Annotated in this window: 26 protein-coding genes and 1 pseudogene; all 27 read left to right on the top strand. The window is 73.3% G+C overall.

Translation table 11 applies throughout. The features are described 5' to 3' along the window. The first annotated feature begins 1 nt into the window (after nt 1). Complete coding sequence (gene mltG / locus J1M46_RS04815) at nt 2–1087, top strand: endolytic transglycosylase MltG (RefSeq protein ID WP_206446796.1); 1086 nt, start codon at nt 2–4, stop codon at nt 1085–1087. Then, nucleotides 1088–1945, top strand: coding sequence for a shikimate dehydrogenase (locus J1M46_RS04810; RefSeq protein ID WP_206446795.1), 858 nt, complete (start codon nt 1088–1090; stop codon nt 1943–1945). Nucleotides 1946–1947: 2 nt separating this feature from the next. Then, entirely contained in the window at nt 1948–3144 is a 1197-nt protein-coding gene (gene aroC, locus J1M46_RS04805; protein ID WP_206446794.1) for a chorismate synthase, read from the top strand. Between the two features lie 25 nt (nt 3145–3169). Continuing rightward, nucleotides 3170–3712 carry a shikimate kinase gene (locus J1M46_RS04800; protein WP_342384279.1) on the top strand — a complete coding sequence of 181 codons (543 nt, stop codon included), beginning with the start codon at nt 3170–3172 and terminating at the stop codon, nt 3710–3712. 88 nt (nt 3713–3800) lie between these two features. Continuing rightward, a complete protein-coding gene (aroB, locus tag J1M46_RS04795) occupies nt 3801–4862 on the top strand; it encodes a 3-dehydroquinate synthase (protein WP_206446793.1) in 1062 nt (353 codons plus the stop codon). Nucleotides 4863–4954: 92 nt separating this feature from the next. Further along, on the top strand, nt 4955–5311 hold the full coding sequence (locus tag J1M46_RS04790) for a VOC family protein (protein ID WP_206446792.1): 357 nt from the start codon (nt 4955–4957) through the stop codon (nt 5309–5311). A gap of 96 nt (nt 5312–5407) precedes the next feature. After that, complete coding sequence (aroQ, locus tag J1M46_RS04785; RefSeq protein ID WP_206446791.1) at nt 5408–5842, top strand: type II 3-dehydroquinate dehydratase; 435 nt, start codon at nt 5408–5410, stop codon at nt 5840–5842. An 85-nt stretch (nt 5843–5927) separates the two neighbouring features. Then, nucleotides 5928–6491 (top strand): elongation factor P, encoded by a 564-nt coding sequence (gene efp, locus J1M46_RS04780; protein ID WP_206446790.1) that lies wholly within the window; start codon nt 5928–5930, stop codon nt 6489–6491. Between the two features lies 1 nt (nt 6492). Further along, a complete protein-coding gene (nusB, locus tag J1M46_RS04775; RefSeq protein ID WP_206446789.1) occupies nt 6493–6927 on the top strand; it encodes a transcription antitermination factor NusB in 435 nt (144 codons plus the stop codon). A 67-nt stretch (nt 6928–6994) separates the two neighbouring features. Continuing rightward, nucleotides 6995–8233: an FAD-dependent oxidoreductase gene (locus tag J1M46_RS04770; RefSeq protein ID WP_206446787.1), complete on the top strand. Its 1239-nt coding sequence runs from the start codon at nt 6995–6997 to the stop codon at nt 8231–8233. A 58-nt stretch (nt 8234–8291) separates the two neighbouring features. After that, nucleotides 8292–8840, top strand: coding sequence for a bifunctional pyr operon transcriptional regulator/uracil phosphoribosyltransferase PyrR (pyrR, locus tag J1M46_RS04765; RefSeq protein WP_206446785.1), 549 nt, complete (start codon nt 8292–8294; stop codon nt 8838–8840). Further along, nucleotides 8837–9790 (top strand): aspartate carbamoyltransferase catalytic subunit, encoded by a 954-nt coding sequence (locus tag J1M46_RS04760; protein WP_206446784.1) that lies wholly within the window; start codon nt 8837–8839, stop codon nt 9788–9790. Before pyrR ends, J1M46_RS04760 begins: the two co-directional genes overlap by 4 nt. Next, a complete protein-coding gene (locus tag J1M46_RS04755) occupies nt 9787–11139 on the top strand; it encodes a dihydroorotase (protein ID WP_206446782.1) in 1353 nt (450 codons plus the stop codon). Before J1M46_RS04760 ends, J1M46_RS04755 begins: the two co-directional genes overlap by 4 nt. Continuing rightward, nucleotides 11136–11657 (top strand): PH-like domain-containing protein, encoded by a 522-nt coding sequence (locus J1M46_RS04750; protein WP_206446780.1) that lies wholly within the window; start codon nt 11136–11138, stop codon nt 11655–11657. The genes J1M46_RS04755 and J1M46_RS04750 overlap by 4 nt, the downstream gene beginning before the upstream one ends. Further along, a complete protein-coding gene (carA, locus tag J1M46_RS04745; protein ID WP_206446779.1) occupies nt 11654–12814 on the top strand; it encodes a glutamine-hydrolyzing carbamoyl-phosphate synthase small subunit in 1161 nt (386 codons plus the stop codon). The genes J1M46_RS04750 and carA overlap by 4 nt, the downstream gene beginning before the upstream one ends. After that, entirely contained in the window at nt 12814–16101 is a 3288-nt protein-coding gene (gene carB, locus J1M46_RS04740; RefSeq protein ID WP_206446776.1) for a carbamoyl-phosphate synthase large subunit, read from the top strand. The genes carA and carB overlap by 1 nt, the downstream gene beginning before the upstream one ends. Further along, nucleotides 16098–16946 carry an orotidine-5'-phosphate decarboxylase gene (gene pyrF / locus J1M46_RS04735; RefSeq protein ID WP_206446769.1) on the top strand — a complete coding sequence of 283 codons (849 nt, stop codon included), beginning with the start codon at nt 16098–16100 and terminating at the stop codon, nt 16944–16946. The genes carB and pyrF overlap by 4 nt, the downstream gene beginning before the upstream one ends. After that, entirely contained in the window at nt 16943–17881 is a 939-nt protein-coding gene (gene gmk / locus J1M46_RS04730; protein WP_206446768.1) for a guanylate kinase, read from the top strand. Before pyrF ends, gmk begins: the two co-directional genes overlap by 4 nt. Nucleotides 17882–17932: 51 nt before the next feature. Then, nucleotides 17933–18196, top strand: a complete 264-nt coding sequence (locus J1M46_RS04725) for an AbrB/MazE/SpoVT family DNA-binding domain-containing protein (protein WP_206446767.1) — start codon at nt 17933–17935, stop codon at nt 18194–18196. Next, nucleotides 18193–18561 carry a PIN domain-containing protein gene (locus J1M46_RS04720; protein ID WP_206446765.1) on the top strand — a complete coding sequence of 123 codons (369 nt, stop codon included), beginning with the start codon at nt 18193–18195 and terminating at the stop codon, nt 18559–18561. Before J1M46_RS04725 ends, J1M46_RS04720 begins: the two co-directional genes overlap by 4 nt. 169 nt (nt 18562–18730) lie before the next feature. Then, entirely contained in the window at nt 18731–18991 is a 261-nt protein-coding gene (rpoZ, locus tag J1M46_RS04715) for a DNA-directed RNA polymerase subunit omega (protein ID WP_206446764.1), read from the top strand. Further along, nucleotides 18991–20244, top strand: coding sequence for a bifunctional phosphopantothenoylcysteine decarboxylase/phosphopantothenate--cysteine ligase CoaBC (gene coaBC, locus J1M46_RS04710; protein WP_206446762.1), 1254 nt, complete (start codon nt 18991–18993; stop codon nt 20242–20244). Before rpoZ ends, coaBC begins: the two co-directional genes overlap by 1 nt. Beyond that, nucleotides 20241–21428: a methionine adenosyltransferase gene (metK, locus tag J1M46_RS04705; RefSeq protein WP_206446755.1), complete on the top strand. Its 1188-nt coding sequence runs from the start codon at nt 20241–20243 to the stop codon at nt 21426–21428. Before coaBC ends, metK begins: the two co-directional genes overlap by 4 nt. Before the next feature lie 89 nt (nt 21429–21517). Next, on the top strand, nt 21518–23482 hold the full coding sequence (locus tag J1M46_RS04700) for a primosomal protein N' family DNA-binding protein (protein ID WP_342384278.1): 1965 nt from the start codon (nt 21518–21520) through the stop codon (nt 23480–23482). 168 nt (nt 23483–23650) lie between these two features. Next, the gene (locus J1M46_RS15265; RefSeq protein WP_241249019.1) at nt 23651–24634 is read left to right on the top strand and encodes a methionyl-tRNA formyltransferase; all 984 of its coding nucleotides are present in this window, start codon (nt 23651–23653) and stop codon (nt 24632–24634) included. Continuing rightward, nucleotides 24631–25992, top strand: coding sequence for an RsmB/NOP family class I SAM-dependent RNA methyltransferase (locus tag J1M46_RS15260; protein WP_241249018.1), 1362 nt, complete (start codon nt 24631–24633; stop codon nt 25990–25992). Before J1M46_RS15265 ends, J1M46_RS15260 begins: the two co-directional genes overlap by 4 nt. Before the next feature lie 29 nt (nt 25993–26021). Beyond that, nucleotides 26022–26660, top strand: a pseudogene (gene rpe / locus J1M46_RS04690) (ribulose-phosphate 3-epimerase); the annotation flags it as partial. Nucleotides 26661–26813: the final 153 nt, after the last annotated feature.

Genomic DNA, 26813 nt, shown 5'->3' with positions numbered 1-26813 from the left:
CATGGCAGGACGACGCGCACGCGCCCAGGCTGAGCGCAAGCGACGGGGCCGCAGGCGGCTGATCGGGTGGAGCATCGCCCTGGTCGTGCTCGTCGGGCTCGGCGTCGCCGCAGCCTGGGGCATCGGGCAGCTGCAGGAGCGCTTCGCCGACGCGGAGGACTACCCGGGCCCCGGCACGGGCGAGGTGACCGTGCAGATCGAGTCGGGCCAGAACGGCTACGACGTGGCCGCGACGCTCGTCGAGCAGGACGTCATTGCGAGTGCCGAGGCGTTCACCGACATCCTGGTCGCCGACCCGTCGATCCAGCTGCACCCGGGCGCCTACCTGCTGCAGCAGCAGATGTCGGCGCAGGGCGCGCTCGATGCGCTGCTCGACCCGGCGCGCAAAGTCGAGCTGCAGGTGACAGTGCCGGAGGGCTACACCTTCCAGCAGGTGTTCGACCGGCTCGAGCGCGACCTCGGCATCCCCGCCTCGGAGTTCCTGCCGCTCAAGGACGATCCGGCTCGGTTCGGCCTGCCCGCGGATGCGCTGACCATCGAGGGCTGGATGTTCCCGGCCACCTACACGTTCGACGAGGGCGTGACCGCGGAGGGCGTCATCCAGGCGATGATCGACCGTCAGTGGCAGGCGCTCGCGGAGTACGGCGTGGCCGAGGCCGACGCGCAGCGCGTGCTCACCTTCGCCGCGCTCGTGCAGCGCGAGGCGCGCTATGCCGACGACTTCGGCAAGGTGGCGCGCGTCTTCCAGAACCGGCTCGACATCAACATGCCGCTGCAGTCGGATGCCACGGTCGCCTACGGCACCGGCAACCTGCACGTCGTGACCACGACCGCCGAGGAGCGGGCGGACGCGACCAACCCGTACAACACCTACCAGCACCCCGGGCTGCCGGTCGGGCCGATCGGGGCGCCGGGCGACCAGGCGATCCAGGCGGTGCTCGAGCCCACCGAGGGCCCCTGGCTGTACTTCGTGACCGTGAACCCGGAGACCGGCGAGACGATCTTCTCGGAGACCTACGACCAGCACCAGGTGGCGGTCGCGCAGTTCCAGCAGTTCCTGCGCGACAACCCGGGCTGGGGCGGCTGAGTGCAGCGCCTCGCCGGCAGCGCCGGCACCCGCAGGCTCGCGGTCGTCGGCGCCCCGATCGAGCACTCGCTCTCTCCGGCGCTGCAGGCCGCCGCCGCGCGCGAGCTCGGGCTCGACTGGCGCTACGAGCGCCGGCTCGTCGCCGCGGGCGAGCTGGCCGACTTCGTCGACGTGCTCGACGCTGCCTGGCTCGGGCTGTCGGTCACCGCACCGCTCAAGCACGAGGCGCGGCAGCTGGCCGCGACGGTCGACGTGCGCGCCGAGCTGACCGGCGCGGTGAACACGCTGCTGCTGGGCCGCGAGCTGCGCGGCTGGAACACCGACGTGGGCGGCATCGTGCGGGCGCTGACGGATGCGGGGGCCGGCTCGATCGCGTCCGGCGCGATCGTGGGCGCGGGCGGCACCGCGCAGGCCGCGCTGCTCGCGATGGCGGAGCTCGGCGCTGGCGCAGTCACCGTGGGGCTGCGCACCCAGGCCAAGGGCGCCGGGCTCGAGGCGCTGGGGGAGCGGCTGGGCGTGCGGGTCGCGCTGCAGCCGCTGGAAGAGCCGCTGCCCGCGGCCGACGCGGCGGTCTCCACGCTGCCGGCCGGGGCCGACACCGTGCCGGCCTTCATGCATCCGCCCGCCGTCCTGCTCGACGCCGACTACGCGCGGCCCGAGGGCTCCCGCTACCTGGCGGCGCTCGGCGCAGACCGGGTGATCGACGGGCGCGAGATGCTGCTGGGCCAGGCCGTGCTGCAGGCGCGGATCTTCGCGAACGGCGACATCGACGCGGCGCTGGACGACGAGCAGCACGTGGCGGCCGCGATGCGAGCAGCCATGGTCGGCAGCGGCACTGCCGGTCTGGAAGAATCGTAGGCATGCTGCGCTGGCTCACCGCCGGGGAATCCCATGGCCCCGAACTGATCGCTGTGCTCGAGGGACTTCCCGCGGGGGTGCCGATCGCGGCCTCGCAGATCCAGGCCGACCTGCAGCGGCGCAAGCTGGGCGCGGGTCGCGGCGCCCGCATGAAGTTCGAGCAGGACGCACTCTCGATCTCCGGCGGCGTGCGCCACGGGCTGACGCAGGGCGGCCCGATCGCGCTGCGCGTGGGCAACACCGAGTGGCCGAAGTGGACCGAGGTGATGTCGCCGGCGCCCCTGGAGGGCGAGCTGACCGGTGCCAGGGCTGCGAAGCTCACCCGCCCCAGGCCCGGCCACGCCGATCTGGTGGGCATGCAGAAGCACGGCTTCGACGAGGCGCGGCCGGTGCTCGAGCGCGCGAGCGCCCGCGAGACCGCCGCGCGGGTGGCGCTCGGCGCCGTCGCGCGCGCGTTCCTGGGCGAGCTGGGCGTGCGCCTGGTCAGCCACACGCTCGCGATCGGCCCCGTGCGCGTGCCGGCGGATGCGGTGCTGCCCGTGCCCGAGGACGTCGACCGGCTGGACGCCGACGAGCTGCGCTGCAGCGACCCGGGCACCAGCGCCGCGATGCTCGCGGAGGTCGAGGACGCGCGCCGCGCCGGCGACACGCTCGGCGGCATCGTCGAGGTGCTCGCCTACGGCCTGCCGCCGGGGCTCGGCTCCTACGTGCACTGGGACCGCAAGCTCGACGGCCGGCTCGCGCAGGCGCTGATGAGCATCCAGGCGATCAAGGGCGTCGAGGTCGGCGACGGCTTCGAGACCACCCGTCGCCGCGGGAGCGTCGCGCACGACGAGCTGATCGCCGGCGAGGACGGCACGCACCGGGAGACCGGCCGTGCCGGCGGCATCGAGGGCGGCATGTCCACCGGCGACGTGCTGCGCGTGCGCGCGGGCATGAAGCCGATCGCGACGGTGCCGCGAGCGCTGCGCACGATCGACGTGGCGACCGGCGAGGCCGCACAGGCGCACCACCAGCGCAGCGACGTCTGCGCCGTGCCCGCCGCGGGCGTGGTCGCCGAGGCGATGGTCGCGCTCGTGCTCGCCGAGGCGATGGTGGAGAAGTTCGGCGGCGACTCGGTCGCCGAGACGCGCAGGAACCTCGACGCCTACCTCGACGCGATCCCCGAGCAGCTGCGCACGGTGCCGGAGGCATCCTGATGCCAGCCGCGCCCACGGCGGTCCCGTGACCGCTGACGCCCCGCGACCGGGCGACGAGGCGAGCGCGACGCCGCCGGTCGCCCTGATCGGCCCGATGGCCGCCGGCAAGACCTCGCTGGGCCGCAAGCTCGCCTCCCGCATCGGCCGCACCTTCGTCGACACCGATCGCCTCGTGGTGCTCGACCACGGACCCATCCCGCAGATCTTCGAGGCGCACGGCGAGCCGACCTTCCGCCACTGGGAGGCGCAGGCGGTGCAGCAGGCGCTCACCCCGGGCAGCGTCGTCGCGCTGGGCGGCGGGGCGGTGCTCGACGAGGGCACGCGCGCGCTGCTGCGCGAGCAGGCCACCGTCGTGCTGGTCACCGTCGACGAGGCCGCCGCCGAGCGCCGGCTCAGCGGTGGCGGCCGGCCCCTGGTCGCCGGCGGCATCGCCGACTGGCGCCGCATCGCCGCCGAGCGCGACCCGATCTACCGCGAGCTCGCCGATCTCACCGTCGACACCTCGCGCACACCCATGTCGCGGCTGGTCGACGAGCTCGAGGCCCGGCTGGCAGAGCGCAGGCTGTGACCGCGACGCCGAGCACCGTCACCATCACCGCCATCACCACCGCCATCACCACCGTCGTCAGCACCACCGAGAGAAGGAGCGCAAGCGCATGACCACCATCCGCGTCGAGACCGAGGCGCCGTACGACGTCCACATCGGCAGGGGCATCCTGGTCGAGCGCCTGCAGGCCGGCCTGGGCGATGCCCAGCGGCTGCTGGTCGTCCACCAGCCCGCCATGATCCGCATCGCCGAGCACCTGAAGGCCGAGCTCGGCGTCGAGGTGCTGCTCGCCGAGGTGCCCGACGCCGAGGCCGCCAAGCGCATCGAGGTCGCGCAGTTCCTCTGGCAGATCATGGGGCAGGCGGAGTTCACCAGGACGGATGCGGTGGTCGGCCTCGGCGGCGGCGCCGTCACCGACCTGGCCGGCTTCGCCGCCGCCACCTGGCTGCGCGGCATCAAGGTGCTGCAGGTGCCCACGAGCGTGCTCGGCATCGTCGACGCGGCCGTCGGGGGCAAGACCGGCATCAACACCGAGCAGGGCAAGAACCTCGTCGGCGCCTTCCACCACCCCTCGACCGTGATCGCCGACCTCGAGCTGGTCGACTCGCTGCCGCGCAACGAGCTGCTCACCGGCTTCGCCGAGATCGCCAAGGCGGGCTTCATCGCCGACCCGCGCATCCTGGAGCTGCTCGAGGGCTCGCTGGAGGCATCCACCGACCCCACCACGACCGAGTTCGCCGAGGTGATCGCCCGCTCGATCGAGGTGAAGGCGAAGGTCGTCGCGACCGACTTCCGCGACCACGGCGACCGCGAGTTCCTCAACTACGGCCACACCCTCGGCCACGCGATCGAGCACAACGAGCGCTACCGCTGGCGCCACGGTGCGGCCGTCTCGATCGGGATGGTCTTCGCCGCCGAGCTCTCGCGGCTCGCCGGCAGGCTGCCGGAGCCCGTGGTCGACCGGCACCGGGCGATCCTCGGGTCGCTCGAGCTGCCGACGACGTACCCGGTCGGGCGCTGGCAGTCGCTGCTGGCCGCGATGCGGCGGGACAAGAAGTCGCGCGGCTCGATGCTGCGCTTCGTGGTGCTCGACGACGTCGCCAAGCCGCGCATCCTCGAGGGTCCGGACGAGGGGCTGCTGTTCATGGCCTACCAGTCGCTCGCCGACTGACCTCACGCGGGCCGAGGAGCGCGCGTGCGCAGCTCGCAGGCGTCTCGAGACCACCCTGGCGTGTTCCGGCGCCGCTCGGCAGACTCGGTGGCATGGCACACGGCGACATCACGCACATCGAGATCCCCGTCGGCGACTTCGCGAGGTCGACCGAGTTCTACCGTTCGCTCTTCGGCTGGCAGATCGCCGAGATGGAGGGCTTCGAGGGCTACCCCATGTTCCAGGCGCCCAACGGCGTCTCGGGCGGCGCGCTGACCGAGCGCGCGGAGGGATTCACGCAGCCCCGCAGCATGGTCGAGGTCGACTCGATCGATGAGGCATTGGAGCAGGCGAAGGCGCAGGGCGGCTCGGTGGAGGTCGAGAAGACCGAGATCACGCCGACGAGCTGGTGGGCGCTGCTCACCGATCCGGACGGCAACCACATCGGGCTGTTCGAAGGCGAGATGTAGCCGATTCCGCTGCCCGGCACGGGCACCGGCGTCGCGGCGACGGCCCGAAAGGGCGGCCGCGCTCAGCTCCAGCGCGCATGCGGCAGACTTGGCCGCATGCGCATCCTCGTCCTCAACGGCCCCAACCTCGGCAGGCTCGGCACCCGCGAGCCCGACGTCTACGGCAGCGCCACGATCGACGACATCGCGCCGCTGGTAGAGGCCGTCGGCACCGCCGAGCGGCCGATCGAGGCCGACGTGCGGCAGACCGACGACGAGGCCGAGCTGGTCGGCTGGATCCACCAGGCGGTCGACGCCGCGACGCCGGTGATCCTCAACCCGGCGGCCTTCACGCACTACTCCTACGCGCTGCGCGACGCCTGCGCGCAGCTGCAGGGCGTCGCGCCGCTGGTCGAGGTCCACATCTCCAACCCGCACGCGCGCGAGGCCTTCCGTCACACATCCGTCGTCTCCGGCGTCGCGACCGGCGTGATCGCCGGCTTCGGCCTGCGCGGCTACGCCCTCGCGGCCGCCGCGATCGTCGCCCGCTAGACTCTCCTGTCGGCGCAGTGCTCGCCGCCAGCAGCGCTGGTGGCCCCTGCGGCCCCACCTGCTCCCACGGAACGGAATTCGCCTCATGGCAACCACGAACGACATCAAGAACGGCGCGGTGCTGAACCTCGACGGCCAGCTCTGGAGCGTCATCGAGTTCCAGCACGTCAAGCCCGGCAAGGGCGGTGCGTTCGTGCGCACCAAGCTGCGCAACGCGCGCAGCCAGAAGACGGTCGACAAGACCTTCAACGCCGGCACCAAGATCGAGTTCGCCACCGTCGACCGCCGCGACTACCAGTTCCTCTACAACGACGGCACCGACTTCGTCTTCATGGACAACGACACGTACGACCAGCTGCCGATCCCCGCCGAGGTCGTCGGAGACGGCGCGAAGTACCTGCTCGAGAACGGCACCGCCACCATCTCCATGCACGAGGGCGAGGCGCTGCAGGTCGAGCTGCCCGCATCCGTGGTGCTCGAGATCACCTACACCGAGCCGGGCCTGCAGGGCGACCGCTCGAGCGCCGGCACCAAGGCCGCGACCGTCGAGACGGGCGCTGAGGTGCAGGTGCCGCTGTTCGTCGAGCAGGGCACGCGCATCAAGGTCGACACGCGCGACGGCAGCTACCTCGGCCGCGTCACCGACTGACGTGGCGAAGACTGACGCACAGGGCGAGACCTACCCCTCGCGCCGCAAGGCGCGCAAGCACGCCGTCGAGGTGATCTACTCGGCGAACGCGCGCGACGAATCGCCCGAGACCGTGCTGCGCGACACCGCCGACCGGCTCGGCTGGTCGAAGCACGGCTGGTTCGAGTTCGCGCGCGAGATCGTCGCCGGCGTCGCCGATGAGACCGAGGCGCTCGACGAGCTGATCGCCTCCTCGAGCGAGCACTGGCCCATCGAGCGCATGCCCCGCACCGACCTGGCGATCCTGCGGGTGGGCGCGTGGGAGCTCGAGCATGAGACCGCGCCGGCGAGCGTCGTCGTCTCGGAGGCCGTGCACCTGGCCAACGAGCTCTCGACCGAGCGCTCCGGCGCCTTCATCAACGGCGTGCTCGGCAAGATCGCGGCGCAGCGGGGCTGAGCGCGCGGGCGGGCCGCCACGGGAATCGCCCCTCGCGCCCGGGCAGCGGTGCGCGCAGGATGGGCGCATGAGCGAGCCCACGATCGACCCCGCGGCCGACGGCCGGCAGGCCTTGGCCGAGTCCGTCACCGCCGACTGCGTGATCGTCGGCGGGGGACCGGCCGGCCTGATGCTCGGGCTGCTGCTGGCCCGTCGCGGCGTGCGGGCGACCGTGCTCGAGCAGCACGGCGACTTCCTGCGCGACTTCCGCGGCGACACGATCCATCCCTCGACGCAGCAGAACCTGCACGAGCTCGGGCTGCTCGAGCGCTTCCTCGAGCGACCGCACGCCGACCTGCCGCAGGTCACCATGTCGTTCTCTGGCCGGCGGCTCGTGCTCGCCGACTTCACGCGGCTGCCGACCACGCGCCGCGCGATCGCCTTCATGCCGCAGTGGGACTTCCTCGATCTGCTGGCGGATGCCGGCGGTGAGCACCCCGGGTACGACCTGCGGATGCGCACGGCCGCGACCGCACTGCTGCGCGACCGCGAGCGCATCGTCGGCGTGCGCGCCGAGGGGCCGGGCGGGCCGGTGGAGATCCGCGCGAAGCTGACCGTGCTCGCCGACGGCCGCGACTCGGCGCTGCGCGGGCAGGCGGGACTCGATCCGGTGGGTGGCGCGAGCGCGATCGACGTGCTGTGGTTCCGGCTGCCGAGGCACGAGGAGGAGCAGATCCCCTTCATGCAGGCCGGCGACGGCGCGCTGCTGTCGATCCCTCGCGGCGACTTCTACCAGTGCGCCCACATCGTGCGGAAGAGCGCCTGGGCAGGCGATGCCCGCTCGGTCGAGGCGATGCGCGCTCGAGTGGCTGCCCTCGCGCCGGCCTTCCGGGAGCGCATCGCGGCCGTCGGTGCCGAGGACGTGCGCGTGCTCGACGTGCGCATCGAGCACCTCGAGCAGTGGCACCGCGACGGCCTGCTCGCCATCGGCGACGCCGCGCACGCGATGTCGCCCGCGGGCGGCGTCGGCATCAACCTCGCGATCCAGGATGCGGTCGCCGCCGCGAACACGCTCGCCCCCGGCCTCGCCAGCGCGCGGCCGACGACGGCGCTGCTGCACCGCATCCAGCGTCGTCGTCAATGGCCCGCGCGCGTGACGCAGGCGTTCCAGCGGCGGCTCGAGACGGTGCTGGTCAAGCTCGCGGAGCCGGGGGAGCAGGTGCCCGTGCCGCTGCCGCTGCGCGCCGTGCAGCACCTGCCAGCCGCCCGGCACGCGATGGGCAGGTTCATCGGGCTGGGCGTGCTGCCCGAGCACGTCGCGCGGTAGAGTGGAATCATCAGACAACCTTGAAGCCCGTCCCGTGAGGCGGAGAAGGGAGTCGTCCGTGACTCAATCGCGCACCGTGCTCGGCCCCGACGAGATCGCCAGGGCTCTCACGCGCATCGCCCACGAGATCCTCGAGGCGAACCAGGGCCCGCAGGACCTCGTCCTGCTCGGCATCCCCACCCGCGGCGTCCACCTGGCCGAGCGACTGGCCGGCCGGCTCAGCGACATCACGGGCGAGGACTTCACCGCCCGCACCGGCGCGCTCGACATCACCATGCACCGCGACGACCTGCGCGCGAGCCCCACCCGCGCCCCGCAGCCGACCCGCATCCCCGCGGACGGCGTCGACGACAAGGTCGTGGTGCTCGTCGACGACGTGCTCTACTCGGGCCGCACCATCCGCGCAGCCCTCGATGCGCTCTCCGACCTCGGCCGGCCGCGCGCCGTGCGGCTTGCCGTGCTCGTCGACCGCGGCCACCGCGAGCTGCCCATCCGGGCCGACTCGGTGGGCAAGAACCTGCCCAGCGCCCGCAGCGAGCACGTGTCGATCCTGCTCGACGAGGTCGACGGCCAGGACGCGGTCGTGATCGAGGGCGGTGCCGCGTGAAGCACCTGCTGACCGCGGCGATGCAGCGCGACGAGGCCATCGCGCTGCTCGATCTGGCCGAGGACATGCACCAGATCCAGGACCGCGACGTGAAGAAGCTGCCCGCGCTGCGCGGCCGCACGGTCGTGAACCTGTTCTTCGAGGACTCCACCCGCACGCGCTCCTCGTTCGAGATCGCCGGCAAGTGGCTCTCGGCCGACGTCATCAACGTCTCGGGCAAGGGCTCCAGCGCCTCCAAGGGCGAGTCGCTGCGCGACACCGGTCTCACGATCGCCGCGATGGGCGTCGACGGCGTCGTGGTGCGCTCCGGCTCCTCCGGGGCACCCGCGCTGCTGGCCGACTGGGTCGGCCGGCCGGTGGTCAACGCCGGCGACGGCACCCACGAGCACCCCACGCAGGCGCTGCTCGACGCGTTCGCCCTGCGCCGCAGGATCCACGGGGCGGATGCGTCGCGCGGCAAGGCGCTGGACGGCGTGCGGGTCGCGATCGTCGGCGACATCGCCCACTCGCGCGTCGCCCGCTCGAACGCCCTGCTGCTGCCCGCGCTCGGCGCCGAGGTGACGCTCGTCGGCCCGCCGTCGCTGCTGCCGCAGCCCGCCGCCGACGGCACGCGCCTGGGCCTGCGGGCCGAGACCAGCCTCGACACCGTCATCGCCGAGCAGCCCGACGCGCTCATGCTGCTGCGCGTGCAGCTCGAGCGGCAGGCGGGCAAGGTGGCACCGAGCCCCGCTGAGTACATCACCGGCTGGTCGCTCACCGACGAGCGCCTCGCGCGGCTGCCGAAGGCGCAGATCATGCACCCGGGCCCGATGAACCGCGGCCTCGAGCTCTCGAGCCGCGCCGCCGACAGCGATGCCTCGACCGTGCTCGAGCAGGTCACCGCCGGCGTCTCGGTGCGCATGGCCGTGCTCTACTCGCTGCTCGCATCCGACCAGGGAGGCTCCCGATGACCACCCCGCAGACCGTCTCCACCACACACGGCGGCACCCCTACACGGACCGGCACCACGCTGCTGACCGGCGCCGCCTTCCTGGGCGGCGAGCCGCGCGATCTCGCGATCGCCGACGGCGTCTTCGTCGACCCGAGCGCCATCGACCGCGACGCGGCCGAGGTGCTGGACGCATCCGGCCTCGTCGCACTGCCGGGCCTGGTGGACCTGCACGCGCACCTGCGCCAGCCCGGCGGCGAGCAGTCCGAGACCGTCGCCAGCGGCGTGCGCGCGGCCGCGGCCGGCGGCTACACCTGCGTGTTCGCGATGGCCAACACCACGCCCGTCGCCGACACGCCGGCGGTGGTCGAGCAGGTGCACCGGCTGGGCCTCGAGGCGGGGCTCGCGACCGTGCGGCCGATCGGCGCCGTCAGCGTCGGGCTCGCGGGCGAGCGGCTTGCCGACATGGGGATGCTGGCCGGCTCGGCCGCGCGCGTGAGCGTCTTCAGCGACGACGGGCACTGCGTCGCCGACGCCGAGCTGATGCGCCGCGCCCTCGAGCACGCCGCCGCGCTCGGCGCCGTCATCGCGCAGCACGCGCAGGATCCCTCGCTCACCCGCGGCTCGGTCATGCACGAGAGCCCGCTCGCAGCGGAGCTCGGCCTCACCGGGTGGCCGTCGGCCGCCGAGGCCGCGATCGTGGCGCGCGACGCCATGCTCGCCGAGGCCGCCGGCGCCCGCCTGCACGTCTGCCACGTCTCGACCCTCGAGACGGTCGAGGTGGTGCGCGCGGCGAAGGCGCGCGGCATCGCCATCACGGCGGAGGTCACGCCCCACCACCTGCTGCTCACGGAGGAGCTCGTGCGCAGCTACGACGCCCGCTACAAGGTCAACCCGCCGCTGCGCGCCGACCGCGACGTGCGGGCGCTGCGCGAGGCGCTCGCCGACGGCACGATCGACATCGTCGCCACCGACCACGCCCCGCACGCGCCGGAGGCGAAGCAGGCGGCGTTCGCGGATGCGGCCTTCGGCATGGTCGGGCTGGAGACGGCGCTGGGCGTGGTGCAGGAGTCGATGGTCGAGACCGGGCTGCTCGACTGGGCAGGCGTCGCGCGCGTCATGTCGACCGCTCCGGCCGCGATCGGCCGCGAGCCCGGCTACGACGCCCCGCTCGAGATCGGCTCGCCCGCGCACCTCGTGCTCGTCGACCCCGCGGCGCGGCGGATCGTGGAGGCGGCGAGCCTCAAGGGGCGTTCGACCAACTCGCCCTTCCTGGGGGTCGAGCTGCCCGGCACCGTGCTGCACGTCTGGCACGGCGGCCGGCGCACCGTGGTCGACGGCGAGATCGCAGAGATGCCGGTGCAGGCATGACCAAGGAGCTCTTCGCGCTGCTGTGCGCGGCATTCGTCGTGCTGGTGGCGCTGCTGGTGTGGCTCGGCATCCGCGGCCGACGACGACGCCAGCGCGACATCACCGCGCCGCAGGGCTGGATCGACGCGGCGCCGAGCCTCGTCGTCGACGCGCTCTACGTCGCCACCACCCGCGCCGGCGACCCCTACGACCGCATCTTCGCGCACGGCCTCGGCTTCCGAGGCCGGACGCGGATGGCGATCGACGCCGGCGGTGTGCAGCTGCTCGCCGACCGGCGGGAGCTGCGCATCCCCGCCACCGGCATCCGCTCGGTCGAGCGGGCCACCTGGACCATCGACCGCGTCGTCGAGCCAGGCGGGATCATCGTGATCGCGCACGAGCTCGGCGCCGACGTCGACACCTACGTGCGCGTCATCGGCGATGACGCGCCCGCGTTCGAGGCGCTCCGTGCGCTCCAGCACCGGGCACCCGAGCGCGGCACCACGACCACCACTGCAGGGGAAGGACTCACCCCATGACCGACCAGACTCCGAATGGGGCGGCACCCGCCGCATCCGCCGCCCTCGTCCTCGAGGACGGCACGATCTACCGCGGCAGCGCCTACGGCGCGACCGGTCGGGCGCTCGGCGAGGCCGTGTTCGCCACCGGCATGACCGGCTACCAGGAGACGCTCACCGACCCCAGCTACGCGGGCCAGATCGTCGTGCAGACCTCGCCGCACATCGGCATCACCGGCGTGACGAGCGAGGACGACGAGTCGGCGCGCATGTGGCCGAGCGGCTACGTCGTGCGCGCCGCCAGCCGCATCACCTCGAACTGGCGCGCGGAGGAGCCCCTCGGCGCGCAGCTGACGCGCGACGGCGTCGTCGGCATCGCCGGCGTCGACACGCGCGCGATCACCCGCCGCCTGCGCGACGCGGGCGCCATGCGCGCCGGCGTCTTCTCGGGCGATGCACTGACGGATGACGCTGCGATGCTCGCCGTCGTGCGCGAGAGCCCGCAGATGGCCGGCCGCAGCCTCGCCGCGACGGTCAGCACGAAGGAGCCCTACACGCTGCCCGCCGAGGGCGAGAGCATCGGCACGCTCGCGGTGCTCGACCTCGGCATCAAGGCTTCGACGCTGAAGTACCTGCAGCAGCAGGGCTTCGACCTGGTGGTGCTGCCGCAGGACGCCACGCTCGAGCAGGTGCTCGCGCACGAGCCGGTCGCCGCCTTCTACTCGAACGGCCCCGGCGACCCGGCCGCCTCGGGCAGCCAGGTCGAGCTGCTGCAGGGGCTGCTGCGCGCCGAGCTGCCGTTCTTCGGCATCTGCTTCGGCAACCAGCTGCTCGGCCGCGCCCTCGGCTTCGGCACCTACAAGCTGCCCTTCGGCCACCGCGGCATCAACCAGCCGGTGCTCGACGTGGCGACCGGCCGGGTCGAGATCACCAGCCAGAACCACGGCTTCGCGGTCGACGCGGCGATCGGCGAGCAGCTCGAGAGCCCGGCGGGCTTCGGCCGCGTCGAGGTGAGCCACTACTCGCTCAACGACAGCGTCGTCGAGGGCCTCCGCGCGCTCGACATCCCCGCGTTCAGCGTGCAGTACCACCCGGAGTCGGCGGCCGGCCCGAACGACGCCCACCACATGTTCGAAGAGTTCCGCCAGCTGGTGCTGGCGAAGAAGGAAGCCAACTGATGCCCAAGCGCGACGACATCAACTCGGTCCTCGTCATCGGCTCCGGGCCGATCGTGATCGGCCAGGCCGCCGAGTTCGACTACTCCGGCACGCAGGCCTGCCGCGTGCTGCGCGAGGAGGGCGTGCGCGTCATCCTCGTCAACTCCAACCCGGCGACGATCATGACCGACCCCGACTTCGCCGACGCCACCTACATCGAGCCGATCACGCCTGAGGTGATCGAGACGATCATCATGAAGGAGCGCCCCGACGCGATCCTGCCGACGCTCGGCGGCCAGACCGCCCTGAACGCCGCCATGGCGCTGCACCACCAGGGCATCCTCGAGCGCCACGGCGTCGAGCTGATCGGCGCGCGCCCCGACGCGATCGAGCGCGGCGAGGACCGCCAGATCTTCAAGCAGCTGGTGCTCGACGCGGGCGCCGACGTCGCCTCCAGCGTGATCGCCAAGAACATCGACGACGCCCTCGCGTTCGTCGAGGAGTACGGCTACCCGGTGGTCGTGCGCCCCTCGTTCACGATGGGCGGCCTGGGCTCCGGCTTCGCCCACGACGAGGCCGAGCTGCGCCGCTTCGTCGGGGACGGCATCCACTCGTCCACCATCGGCGAGGTGCTGCTCGAGGAGTCGATCCTCGGGTGGAAGGAGTACGAGCTCGAGCTCATGCGCGACACCGCCGACAACACGATCGTGATCTGCTCGATCGAGAACGTCGACGCGGTGGGCGTGCACACCGGCGACTCCATCACGGTGGCACCCGCGCTGACGCTGACCGACAAGGAATACCAGCGGATGCGTGACATCGCCATCCGCATCATCCGTGACGTCGGCGTCGACACCGGCGGCTGCAACATCCAGTTCGCCGTCGAGCCGTCGACCGGCCGCATCATCGTCATCGAGATGAACCCGCGCGTCTCGCGCTCCTCGGCGCTCGCCTCGAAGGCCACCGGCTTCCCGATCGCGAAGATCGCCGCGAAGCTGGCGCTGGGCTACCGGCTGGACGAGATCCCCAACGACATCACGAAGGTGACGCCGGCGGCGTTCGAGCCGGCGCTCGACTACGTGGTCGTGAAGGTGCCGCGGTTCAACTTCGAGAAGTTCCCGGCGGCGGATGCGACGCTCACCACCACCATGAAGTCGGTCGGTGAGGCGATGGCCATCGGCCGCACCTACACCCAGGCCCTGCAGAAGGCGCTGCGCTCGCTCGAGAAGCAGGGCTCCTCCTTCCACTGGGAGGGCGAGCCGGGCGACGCCGCGGCGCTGCTGGAGATCGCCAGCATCCCCACCGACGGCCGCATCGTGACGCTGCAGCAGGCGCTGCGCGCCGGTGCGACCATCGCGCAGGCGCACGAGGCGACCGGCATCGACCCGTGGTTCCTCGACCAGATGGTGCTGATCAACGAGGTCGCCGACGAGATCCGCGCATTCGGCGAGGGTGACGGCCCCCTTGACGCCGAGCACCTCCTGCTCGCGAAGGAGCACGGCTTCTCCGACGCGCAGATCGCGCAGCTGCGCGGCCTCGAGGAGTCCGAGGTGCGCGAGGCGCGCTGGGCAGCCGGCGTGCGCCCGGTCTACAAGACGGTCGACACCTGCGCGGGCGAGTTCCCGGCCGAGACGCCCTACCACTACTCGAGCTACGACCTCGAGACCGAGGTGGTGCCGAGCGATCGTCGCAAGGTGATCATCCTGGGCTCCGGGCCCAACCGCATCGGCCAGGGCATCGAGTTCGACTACTCGTGCGTGCATGCATCCTTCGCACTCGCTGACGCCGGCTTCGAGACGATCATGGTCAACTGCAACCCGGAGACGGTCTCGACCGACTACGACACCAGCGACCGGCTCTACTTCGAGCCGCTCACGCTCGAGGACGTGCTCGAGATCGTGCACGTCGAGCAGGGCGCGGGCGAGCTCGTCGGCGTGATCGTGCAGCTCGGCGGGCAGACGCCGCTGGGCCTCGCGCGCGGCCTGGAGGCTGCCGGCGTGCCGATCCTCGGCACCACGCCCGACGCGATCGACGCGGCGGAGGAGCGCGGCCTGTTCCAGCGCATCCTCGACGACGCCGGCCTGATCGCGCCCCGCAACGGCATCGCCACCACGCAGGACCAGGCGGTCGAGATCGCCGAGCGCATCGGCTACCCGGTGCTCGTGCGGCCCTCCTTCGTGCTCGGCGGGCGCGGCATGGAGATCATCTACGACACGCCCAGCCTGCACGGCTACTTCGACCGCATCGCCGGCCACGGCATCGTCGGGCCGAAGGCGCCGCTGCTGGTCGACCACTTCCTCGACGACGCGATCGAGATCGACGTGGACGCCATCTACGACGGCCACGAGCTGTTCGTCGGCGGCATCCTCGAGCACATCGAGGAGGCCGGCATCCACTCCGGCGACTCCTCCTGCACGCTGCCGCCGGTCGGACTCGGCCGCGCGCAGCTGCACGAGATCCGCGACGCGACGCTGCGCATCGCCGAGGGCCTCGGCGTGCGCGGGCCCATCAACGTGCAGTTCGCGTACGCGACCGGCGTGCTGCAGGTGATCGAGGCGAACCCACGCGCGAGCCGCACGGTGCCCTTCGTCGCCAAGGCGATCGGCACGCCCATCGCGAAGGCCAACGCCCGGGTGCTCGCCGGCTCGACCATCGCCGAGCTGCGCGCCGAGGGGATGCTGCCGGAGCAGGACGGCACCATCATGCCGATCGACGCGCCGGTGGCGGTGAAGGAGGCCGTGCTGCCCTTCCGCCGCTTCCGCACCGCCGACGGCCGCATGGTCGACAGCCTGCTGGGGCCGGAGATGCGCTCGACCGGCGAGGTGATGGGCATCGACCGCGACTTCCCGACCGCGTTCGCGAAGAGCCAGGCCGCCGCCTACGGCGGGCTGCCCACCACCGGCACGGTCTTCGTCTCGCTCTCCGACCGCGACAAGCGGCAGGCGGTGCTGCCCATCCACCGGCTGCAGCAGCTCGGCTTCCGCATCGTCGCCACCGTCGGAACCGCCGAGGTGCTCGCGCGCAACGGCATCCGGGTGGAGACGGTGCGCAAGCACTCCGAGGCGGGGGACGAGCCCTCGATCGTCGACCTGATCGACGCGGGCGAGATCGACGTGATCATCAACACGCCCTCCGGCGGCATGGCGCGCGCCGACGGCTACGAGATCCGCGCGGCCACCGTCGCCGCCGACAAGGCGCTGTTCACCACCGTCGCCCAGCTGGGCGCCGCGGTCGCGGCGGTCGAGGCCGCCCGCGAGCCCTTCGAGGTGACGAGCCTGCAGGAGTACCACGCGCGGCGGTCAGCATGACCACCGCGCCCCCGGTCGGGCAGCCCGCGACCTTCCTGGCGCGACTGACCGCATCCGTCGCCGAGCACGGGCCGCTCTGCGTCGGCATCGACCCGCACCCGGCGCTGCTCGAGGCGTGGGGCGCGCGGTCGAGTGCGGGGGCGGATGCGGCGGGTCTCGAGCGCTTCGGGCGCACGGTCGTCGAGTCGGCGGCCGGGCGCGTCGCGGTGGTCAAGCCCCAGGTGGCGCTGTTCGAGGCGCACGGCTCAGCCGGCTTCGCCGCGCTCGAGCGGGTGCTGGCCGACGCGCGGGCGGCAGGCCTGCTGGTGATCGCCGATGCGAAGCGGGGCGACATCGGCTCCACCAACGACGGCTACGCCGCGGCCTGGCTGACGCCCGGCTCGCCGCTCGAGGGCGACGCGCTGACCGTCAGCCCCTACCTGGGGGTGGGCGCGCTCGATGGCGCCTTCGCGACCGCCGAGCGCGCGGGCAAGGCGCTGTTCGTGCTCGCCGCCACCTCCAACCCCGAGGCGGCCGCGCTGCAGGGGGCGCGCGTCGCCGACGGCCGCACGGTCGCGGCGGCGGTCGCCGACACCGTGGCGGCGCGCAACGCGCGCACCGGCGCGGGCCACGGCATCGTCGTCGGCGCGACCGTCGATCGCGCCGACTTCGGCCTCTCGACCGATGCCGCCACCCCCGTGCTCGCCCCCGGCTTCGGCGCGCAGGGCGCGAGCCTCGCCTCGCTGCGCACGCTGTTCCCCGACGATGCGCTGGTGCTCGCGAGCGCGAGCCGCAGCATCCTGCAGGCCGGCCCCGACGGGCTCGTCGCCGCGATCGACGCGGCGGGCGCAGCGCTGGCCCGATGAGCGGCACCGACCGCGCGCCCGACGCACCCGTGCGCGGCGTCGTCGACCAGCATCCGGTCCCCGATCCCGCCGCAGCCGGTCGCGCCGCGGTCGAGGCCCGCCGTGCGAGGGCAGCGGTCAAGCGCGCCATCACCGCCGGCCAGCGCGGTGCGCGGGACGTCGCCGAGCGGGCGTGGCAGGAGCCGGGCAGCCCGGAGGCCCGGCTGCGGGTCGAGGAGTACCTCGGCAGCCTGCGCGGCATGGGCCCGAAGCGCGTCGAGGCGCTGATGGCGCGCCTCGGCATCGCCCGCGCGAAGCGGCTCGGCGGGCTCGGCGGTTTGCAGCGCGAGCGCGTTCGCGGTTGGCTTGACGACGTGGATCCCTCGCGTCGCCCCCGTCTCATCGTGCTCGCCGGCCCGACCGCGGTCGGCAAGGGCACGGTGGCGCAGTACGTGCGCGACCACTTCCCGCAGATCCGCCAGTCGGTGAGCGCCACCACGCGCAGCCCGCGTCCGGGTGAGATCGACGGGGTGCACTACGCGTTCGTGAGCGATGCCGACTTCGACCGGATGGTCGACGAGGGCGAGTTCCTCGAGTGGGCGAAGGTGCACAACCAGTCGCGCTACGGCACGCCGCGCTCGAGCGTGCAGGCGGCGCTCGACGAGGGCTCCTCGGTGCTGCTCGAGATCGACCTGCAGGGGGCCAGGCAGGTGCGCGAGTCGTTCCCGGATGCGGTGCTGCTGTTCCTCGCGCCGCCGTCGTGGGACGAGCTGGTGCGCAGGCTCGTCGGCCGCGGCACCGAGACCGAGGACGAGCGCACCCGCCGGCTCGAGACGGCCAAGGTGGAGCTCGCGAGCCAACCGGAGTTCGATGCCACCGTCGTCAACACCGACATCGCCGAGGCTGCGCGCGAGGTCGTCGAGCACATCCTCGCGGCGGAAGCCGCCGTGGGCTGACGCCCCTGACCGACTTTCCCACTGGGTGATTGCTGGTGGTACCCTGGCCGCATGAGTGGGAATCTTGTGGTGACCGTGGGTGACAAGGGCCGGGTGGTCGTGCCGTCCGAGATCCGTGACGCTCGCGGATGGGTGAAAGGGACCACGCTCATCGGCATCGACACGTCGAAGGGGCTGCTGCTGATGTCACGCGATGATGCGCGACGCATGGTGAAGGAGCAGCTCTCGGGCCGCGATCTTGCGCAGGAGCTCATCGATGAGCGTGCAGACGAGGCCCGGGGCGACGATGACGAGATCGCGAAACGCGTCGGGTGATCGTCTTCGACGCGAGCGCCCTGCTCGCGTTCCTCCAGTCGGAGCCCGGAAGCAATGAGGTAGACCGGCTGCTCGAGGTTGGAGGCGCATGCAGCGCAGCGAACTGGTCGGAGGTCGCGCAGAAGCTGCGAGCAGCCGGCGCGGATTGGAATGCGGCCCGCGACATCCTGCTCAGCTATCCGCTCACGATCGAGCCGGTCACCGCCGCCGACGCCGAGGAAGCGGCTGGCCTCTGGCGCAGGGGGAGCGGGCTCTCGCTCGCCGATCGGCTGTGCCTCGCCCTCGGGCATCGCCTGGCGGCCGACCGGATCGTCACCGCGGACAGGGCGTGGGCGGAACGGGACGGCGTGCAGGTCATCCGCTGATCGGTGCATCGAGTCACCACGTCGCAGGAGGCAGTCGGTCACACCCGGCACGGCCCGGGCTTCGGTCGACTCGTCGGCTGCGCGACGCGATACGATGGGTGACTGCGCCCATCGGCGCACGAGCTTCGCGGGCCGCGACCCGCGTCCACCACCACTGCAGGAGGCACCCATGACCAGCAAGGGCATCATCAACCCGCCGATCGACGAGCTGCTCGAGAAGACCGACTCCAAGTACCAGCTCGTCATCTTTGCGTCGAAGCGCGCGCGCCAGATCAACGACTACTACACCGACATCCACGAGGGCTCGATGTTCGACAACGTCGGCCCTCTGGTCGACTCGACGATCGAGGACAAGCCGCTGTCGGTGGCGCTGCACGAGATCCACCAGGACAAGCTCGTCCTGACCCACGACGAGGTGACCTCCGACTGATGCGCGTCGTCGTCGGGATCTCCGGCGGGATCGCCGCGTACAAGGCAGCGCTCGCCATCCGCGAGCTGGTGCTGGGTGGGCACGACGTGCACGTCGTGCCCACCGCATCCGCGCTGCGCTTCATCGGGCGCCCGACGCTCGAGGCGCTCAGCCGCAATCCCGTCACCGACGAGGTCTTCGACGACGTCGCGAGCGTGCGCCACGTCGCGCTCGGGCAGCAGGCCGATCTCATCATCGTGCTGCCGGCGACGGCGAACACGATCGCCAAGCTCGCCCACGGCTTCGCCGACGACCTGCTCGGCACCACCATCCTCGCCTCGCGCGCACCGCTGGTGATCGCCCCCGCGATGCACACCGAGATGTGGGAGCAGGCCTCGGTGCAGGCGAACGTCGCCACGCTCGCCGCGCGCGGCGTCACGATCGTCGGCCCGGTCTCCGGGCAGCTGACCGGCTCCGACTCGGGCCTGGGCCGGATGGCCGAGCCCGCAGACGTGGTGGCCGCAGCGCTGGCGCTCGTGGCCGGCACCGCTGGCTCGACCGACCCGGGCTCGACCGCGACCTCGCTCGCAGGACGCAGCGTCGTGATCTCCGCCGGCGGCACGCGCGAGCCCATCGACCCGGTGCGCTTCCTCGGCAACCGCTCGAGCGGCGCCATGGGCGTCGCCCTGGCCGAGGCCGCCCGCGACGCGGGCGCTGCGGTGACGCTCGTGGGCGCCAACCTGCACGTGCCGGCGCCCGACGGCGTCGCGCTCATCGAGGTCGAGACGACGGCGCAGCTGGCCGAGGCGATGGAGGCGCACGCGAGCGCCGACGTGCTCGTCATGGCAGCGGCGGTGGCCGACTACCGCGTCGACGGCGTCTCCGACGGCAAGCGCAGCAAGGAGGAGTGGGGCGACGCCCCCACCCTGACGCTGGCGCAGAACCCCGACATCCTCGCCGGCCTCGCGCAGCGGCAGCGGCAGAACCTCGTGGTCGGCTTCGCGGCCGAGACCGAGGCAGACGACACCGCCCTGATCCACCGCGGTCGCGCCAAGCTCGCCCGCAAGGGCGCCGACCTGCTGGTCGTCAACCGGGTGGGGCACGACGAGGGCTTCGGGAACGTGGCCACGCGCGTGAGCGTGCTCGACGCATCCGGCGTCATCGCCGAGGCCGCAGGCGCGAAGGCGTCAGTGGCCCGCGAGATCATCGAGGCGGTCGCGCAGCACCTCGCCGCGCGACCCGCCAGCACCCGCAGCACAGAGGAGCCCCGTTGAGCCTGCGCCTGTTCACCTCGGAGTCGGTCACCGAGGGTCACCCCGACAAGATCTCCGACCAGATCTCCGACGCCGTCCTCGACGCGATGCTCGCGCAGGACCCGGAGGCGCGCGTCGCCGTCGAGACGCTCGTCACCACCGGCCTGGTGCACGTCGCGGGGGAGGTGCGCACGTCGGGCTACGTCGACATCGCCTCGCTCGCGCGGCGCACCATCGTCGACATCGGCTACGACTCGAGCGAGGTCTCGTTCGACGGGCACTCGTGCGGCGTCACCGTCTCGATCGGCGAGCAGTCGAGCGAGATCGCGATCGGCGTCGACACCGCCGTCGAGGCGCGCGGCGGCTCGGTCGACCCGCTCGACCGCGATGGCGCCGGCGACCAGGGCATCATGTTCGGCTTCGCGACGGACGAGACCCCCACCTTCATGCCCGCCACCGCGTGGGCCGCCCACCGGCTCGCCGAGCGGCTCGCCGCCGTGCGCCGCTCGGGCGAGATCGAGTGGCTGCGGCCCGACGGCAAGACGCAGGTGACGATCGGCTACGACGGCTTCCGGCCCGTCAGCGTCGACGCCGTGCTCGTCTCCACGCAGCACGCACCGGGCGTCACGCACGACGAGATCGAGGCGGCGGTGGCCAAGCACGTCATCGACCCGGTCGTGAGCGGCCTCGGCCTCGACACCAGCGGCATGCGCACGATCGTCAACCCCTCCGGCTCGTTCCTGACGGGCGGCCCGAAGGGCGATGCCGGTCTCACCGGCCGCAAGATCATCGTCGACACCTACGGCGGCGCCGCCCGTCATGGTGGCGGCGCGTTCAGCGGCAAGGACCCCTCGAAGGTCGACCGCTCGGCCGCCTACGCGCTGCGCTGGGTGGCGAAGAACGCCGTCGCCGCGGGGCTCGCCTCGCGGCTCGAGGTGCAGGCGGCATATGCCATCGGCATGGCGCAGCCGGTGGGCATCTACGTCGAGTCGTTCGGCACCGGCACCGTCTCCGACGAGACGATCCAGGCCGCGATCCTCGAGGTCTTCGACCTGCGCCCCGGCGCGATCGTGCGCGACCTCGACCTGCGCAAGCCCATCTACCGGCAGACCGCCGCCTACGGCCACTTCGGCCGAGAGCTACCCGGCTTCACCTGGGAGCGGCTCGACCGCGTCGACGCGCTGCGCGCCGCCGCGGGGCTCTGAGGCCCTTGCCCGCAGAGCCGGACGGGCTCCCGCCCGCGGCGACCTCGCCCGGGGCAGCCCCCGCGGAGTCGGCTCCGGCTGAGGCAGCCGTGGCTGTGGCACCCCGGTACGCCCGGGTCGTCGTCGACTCCCGGCTGCCGCAGCTCGACCGGCTCTTCGAGTACCGCGTGCCGCCGGGCATGACCGGGGTCGAGCCGGGCGTGCGCGTGCGCGTGCCGCTGCGCGGCGACCGCATGACGGCCGGCTGGGTGGTCGAGACGACGGATGCGCGGGCCTGGGAGGGCGAGGTCGCCGATGTCGAGAAGGTGATCTCGCCCGTGCCCGTGCTGCAGCCGGAGGTGTGGGCGCTCGCACGCGCGGTCGCCGACCGCGCTGCCGGCGGAGCCGCCGACGTGCTGCGGGTCGCGATCCCGGGGCGCCAGGCGCGTGTCGAGAAGCAGTGGCTCGCGCGGGAGCGCGACCCGCTGCCGGCGCTGCCAGAGGTCGCCGAGGGCGACGCGGTGCTGCCGGGGCTTGTCGAGGCTCGGCGACGGGTGGCGATCGAGTGCGCCGGCGGCGTCGCAGAGGTCGCCGACGCGAGCGACGCCGACGACGGCACCGCGTGGGTGGGTCGCTGGGCGGTCGCGCTGGCGGCGATCGCGCGCCAGGCGGTCGAGCGCGGCGAGCAGGCGATCATCGTCGTGCCGGACCACCGCGACCAGCGGCAGCTGCGCATCGCGCTGACCGCGGCGATCGGCGCGGAGCGGGTCGTCGAGCTCGACGCTCGGCAGAAGAACCCGGAGCGCTACCGGGGCTTCCTGCGCTGCCTCGACGGCGACCCGGTCGCGATCATCGGGCCGCGCTCGGCCGTCTACGCGCCGGCGGCGAACCTGGGCCTGCTGGCGATCTGGGAGGACGGCGACCCGCTGCTCTCCGAGCCGCTCGCACCCTGGGTGCACGCGCGCGACGCGGCACTGGTGCGGCAGAGCCAGTCGGGCTGCGCGCTCGTGCTCGCCGGCCACGCGCGCTCCAGCGATGCCGAGCGGCTGGTCGAGCTCGACTTCCTCGAGCACGAGCGGCTCGGCGCGCACCGCGTGCGCGTGCTGCCCTCGGCGCTCACCGACGACGGCAGACGGGTGCCGGCTGCGGCGTTCCGCGCCGCGAAGGAGTCGGTGGCGACGCGGCCCGTGCTCGTGCAGGTCGCCCGTCCCGGCCACGCGCCGGGACTGCGCTGCGGCGACTGCGGCGCGCGTGCGCGCTGCACGAGCTGCGCCGGCCCGCTCACGCGGCGCACCCGCGGGGCAGTGCCCGCATGCCGCCTGTGCGGCAGGCTCGCCGCCGCCTGGCACTGCCAGAGCTGCCAGGGCACGACGCTCACCGAGGTCGGCCGCGGCTCGACCCGCATCGCCGAGGAGCTCGGCCGCGCGTTCCCGGGCGTGCCGGTGATGGTCGCCGACGGCGAGCACGAGCGGCTCACCGTCGACGCCAAGCCGCGGCTGGTGGTCGCGACCCGCGGCGCCGAGCCCATCGCCGACGGCGGCTACGGCGCCGTGCTGCTGCTCGACGGCGACACGCTGCTCGCGCGCGAGGGCCTGCGCGTGGCGGAGGAGGCCGTGCGGCAGTGGGCCACCGCCAGGGCGCTGGCCGCCGACGGCGCCACCATCGTGCTCACCGGCGCCGGCGGCGCCACCGTGACGGCGATCACCGGCGACACGACCGTGCCGTTCGCGAAGGCCGAGCTGGCCGAGCGCCGGAGCCTGCGCTTCCCGCCCGCCGTGCGCACCGCATCCGTCGTCGGTCACCCCGACGCCGTCGCCGAGGCGATCGAGGCGCTTGGCGTTCTCGAGCACCTCGACGTGCTCGGCCCGGTCCCCGCGCCCGCGGACGTCGTGAAGGGCAGCCGCGAGGGCGAGCTCGAGCGCGCCATCGCACGCTTCGCCTACGCCGACGGCGCCCGCGTCGCCGGCATCGCCCGCGGCCGCGTGCTCGCCGCAGCCGCACGCCCGCGCAAGCCGGGCGCCCCACCGCGCCTCCGCATCCGCTTGGATGATCCAGAGCCGTTCGACGGCCTCTGACCGGCGCACCGCGTGCGGCCCGGCGACCCCGCGAACTACCGGTACCGTGTTGCCGCTCAACCCGGCCGCCCGCGGCAACTCGGTACCGGTCGTCAGTCGCGGACGGATGCGCGATGATGAGGATGAGCCTCGCGCTCACGCCTCCACTCCGCGTCACCGTTGGGAACCATGCGCATCGTCTTCGCCGGCAGCCCCGCTGCCGCCGTGCCCAGTCTCGAGCTGCTCGCCCGGCGCCACGAGATCGCCGCGGTCATCACCCGCGCCGCCTCGCCGCAGGGCCGCAAGCGCGTGCTCACGCCCACGCCGGTCGCGGCCACAGCCGCCGAGCTCGGGCTGCCCGTCATCGAGGCGAACCGGCTCGACGCCGTCGCCACCGAGCGGATCGCGGCGCTCGAGCCCGAGCTCGCCGTCGTGGTCGCCTATGGCGGACTCGTGCGCGAACCGCTGCTGTCGACGCCCCCGCACGGCTGGATCAACCTGCACTTCTCGCTGCTGCCCGACTACCGCGGCGCCGCGCCCGTGCAGCGCGCGCTCATCGACGGGCACGGCGTCACGGGCGTGAGCGTCTTCCGGCTGGTGCCCGAGCTCGACGCCGGACCGGTGGTGCGGATGCGCGAGGCCGAGATCCCGGAGGGCGCGACCGCAGGCGCCTTGCTCGCGCAGCTCGCGGAGCTCGGCGCGCACGAACTGGCCGAGGCGGTCGACGCGATCGCCGCAGGCACCGCCGTGTTCGAGGAGCAGACCGGGGCGCCGAGCCTCGCGCCCAAGCTCACGCTCGCCGACGGCGCGCTCGACTTCACGCAGACGGCACCCGCGCTGCTGGCGCGCTTCCGCGGCGTCACGCCCGAGCCCGGCGCGCACGCGATGCTGCGCACCGAGACGGGCGAGGGGGAGCGGGTGAAGCTGCGCTCGCTCGCGCGCTCGGGCGCCGAGCCGCTCGCCCCCGGCGAGGCTGCCCTGGCCGGCCGCAGCGCGGTGGTTGGCACCGGCAGCGCCCCGCTCGAACTGCTCGAGGTGCAGCCGGCCGGCAAGCGCCCGATGGCCGGCGCCGACTGGCTGCGCGGCCGCGGCGGCACCGCGACCTTCGAGCTTCCCACCGACGGTCGTCGAGGAGCCGGCGAAGCCGGCGTATCGAGACGAGAGGAAGCATGATCAACCCCTCCGCCCGTCAGGTCGCCCGCGACGTCGTGCTCGACGTCGACCGCGACGACGCCTACGCCAACCTGCTGCTGCCGCAGCGCATCCGCGAGGCCGGCCTCAGCACCGCAGACGCCGGCTTCGCCACCGAGCTCGCCTACGGCACGCTGCGCTGGCAGGGCCAGCACGACGCCCTGATCGCCGACGCCGCGGGCCGCCCGATCGACCAGATCGACCCGGAGACGCTCGCCACCCTGCGCATCGGCTCGCACCAGCTCAGCCGCATGCGCGTGCCCTCGCACGCCGCCGTGCACGAGACGGTCGCGCTGCTGCAGCACCACCGCGGCCGCGCCGGCTTCGCGAACGCGGTGCTGCGGCGGCTGTCGGAGGTGCAATTCGATGAGCGGCTGGCGACCCTCACCGCCGAGCTGAGCGACGACGAGCGGCTCGCGCTCGAGACCGGCCATCCGACCTGGGTGCTGCGGGCGCTGCGCCGCACGCTCGACCGCGAAGGGGCTGCCGACGAGCTGGGCGCGCTGCTCGCCGCCGACAACGACCCGCCCGCGGTGCAGCTCGTGGCGCTGCCGGGCCTCGCCGACCCCGACGCACTCGGCCTGCCGGGCACCGCGAGCCCGCTCGGGCGCGTCGCGCCGGCCGGCGACCCCGCGCGCCTGCCGCAGATCGCCGACGGCAGCTGGCGGGTGCAGGATGCCGGCAGCCAGCTCGCCGCGCTCGCCCTGACGCGCGCGCGACCCGTCGCCGAGGGGGAGCGCTGGCTCGACCTGTGCGCCGGGCCCGGCGGCAAGGCTGCGCTCATGGCCGCCGAGGCGGTGGCCGCGGGCGCGCAGCTCGAGGCCAACGAGCTGCTGCCGCATCGCGCGAAGCTCGTCCGGCAGGCGGTGCGGGCGATCGAGACGGCGGCACCCGGCAGGGGTCCCGGCGTCGTCACCGGCGACGGCCGCCGCTACGGCACCGGCGAGACCGCCCAGGCGTTCGACCGCATCCTGCTCGACGCGCCCTGCACCGGGCTCGGCGCGCTCCGCCGCCGCCCGGAGGCCCGCTGGCGCAAGCAGCCCGGCGACGTGCCCGCCCTCGCGACCCTTCAGACCGAGCTGCTGGAGGCATCCGCCCGCGCCCTCAAGCCCGGCGGCATCATCGCCTACGTCACCTGCTCGCCGCACCTGGCCGAGACGCGCGCCGTCGTCGACCGAGCCGCGGCGCTGGGCCTCGTGCCGCTCGACACGCGCGAGGTCGTGCGCGAGCTCTCGCCCGGCATCGCGCTGGGGGAGACGGGCGACGCCGTGCAGCTGTGGCCGCACCGCAACGGCACCGACGCCATGTTCATCCAGCTGCTCACCACCGCTGGCCGATAGCGCGCGCACAGGTCGATAGGCTGGAAGCCATGGTCAGGATTCACCCCAGCATCCTCTCGGCCGACTTCGTGAACCTCGAGCGCGACCTCGGCAGGATCGCGAGCGCCGACGGCGTGCACCTCGACGTCATGGATGCGCACTTCGTGCCCAACCTCACCTTCGGCCTGCCGATGGTGCAGCGCATCGCCGAGGTCACCGACCTGCCGATCGACGTCCACCTGATGATCGACGACCCCGACACCTGGGCGCCGCAGTACGCGATCGACCGCGTCGACTCGGTCACCTTCCACGCCGAGGCGACCCGCGACGCCGTCGCCCTCGCCCGTGAGCTGCGCGCCCGCGGCACCCGCGCATCCATCGCCGTCAAGCCCGGCACGCTCGTCGACGAGGTGCTCGAGCACCTCACCGAGTTCGACATGGTGCTCGTCATGACCGTCGAGCCCGGCTTCGGCGGCCAGTCGTTCATGGGCGAGATGATGCCCAAGGTCGAGGCGCTGCGCAGCCGGGCCGAGCAGCTCGGCATCGAGCTCGCACTGCAGGTCGACGGCGGCATCACCGCCGACACGCTGCCGATCGCGGCCGCCTCGGGCGCCGACGTGTTCGTCGCCGGCAGCGCCGTCTACGGCCACGACTCGCCGGCCGAGCGCATCACGGCGCTGCGCGATGCGGGCAGGGGGGCGTTCGACACCGGCCGCATCGACCTGCGCGCGATCCACCGCGGCATCGCCGGCACCGGCACGACAGGCATCGACGCAGCGGGCACGCAGCCGGCCGGCACCGACGCGGCCGGCACCGACGCGGCGGGCACCGACGCGACCGGT

Origin of the sequence: Agrococcus sp. KRD186, assembly GCF_017168255.1 — a bacterium.
Lineage (GTDB): Bacteria > Actinomycetota > Actinomycetes > Actinomycetales > Microbacteriaceae > Agrococcus.
This window is presented reverse-complemented; position numbering and strand designations above follow the sequence as displayed.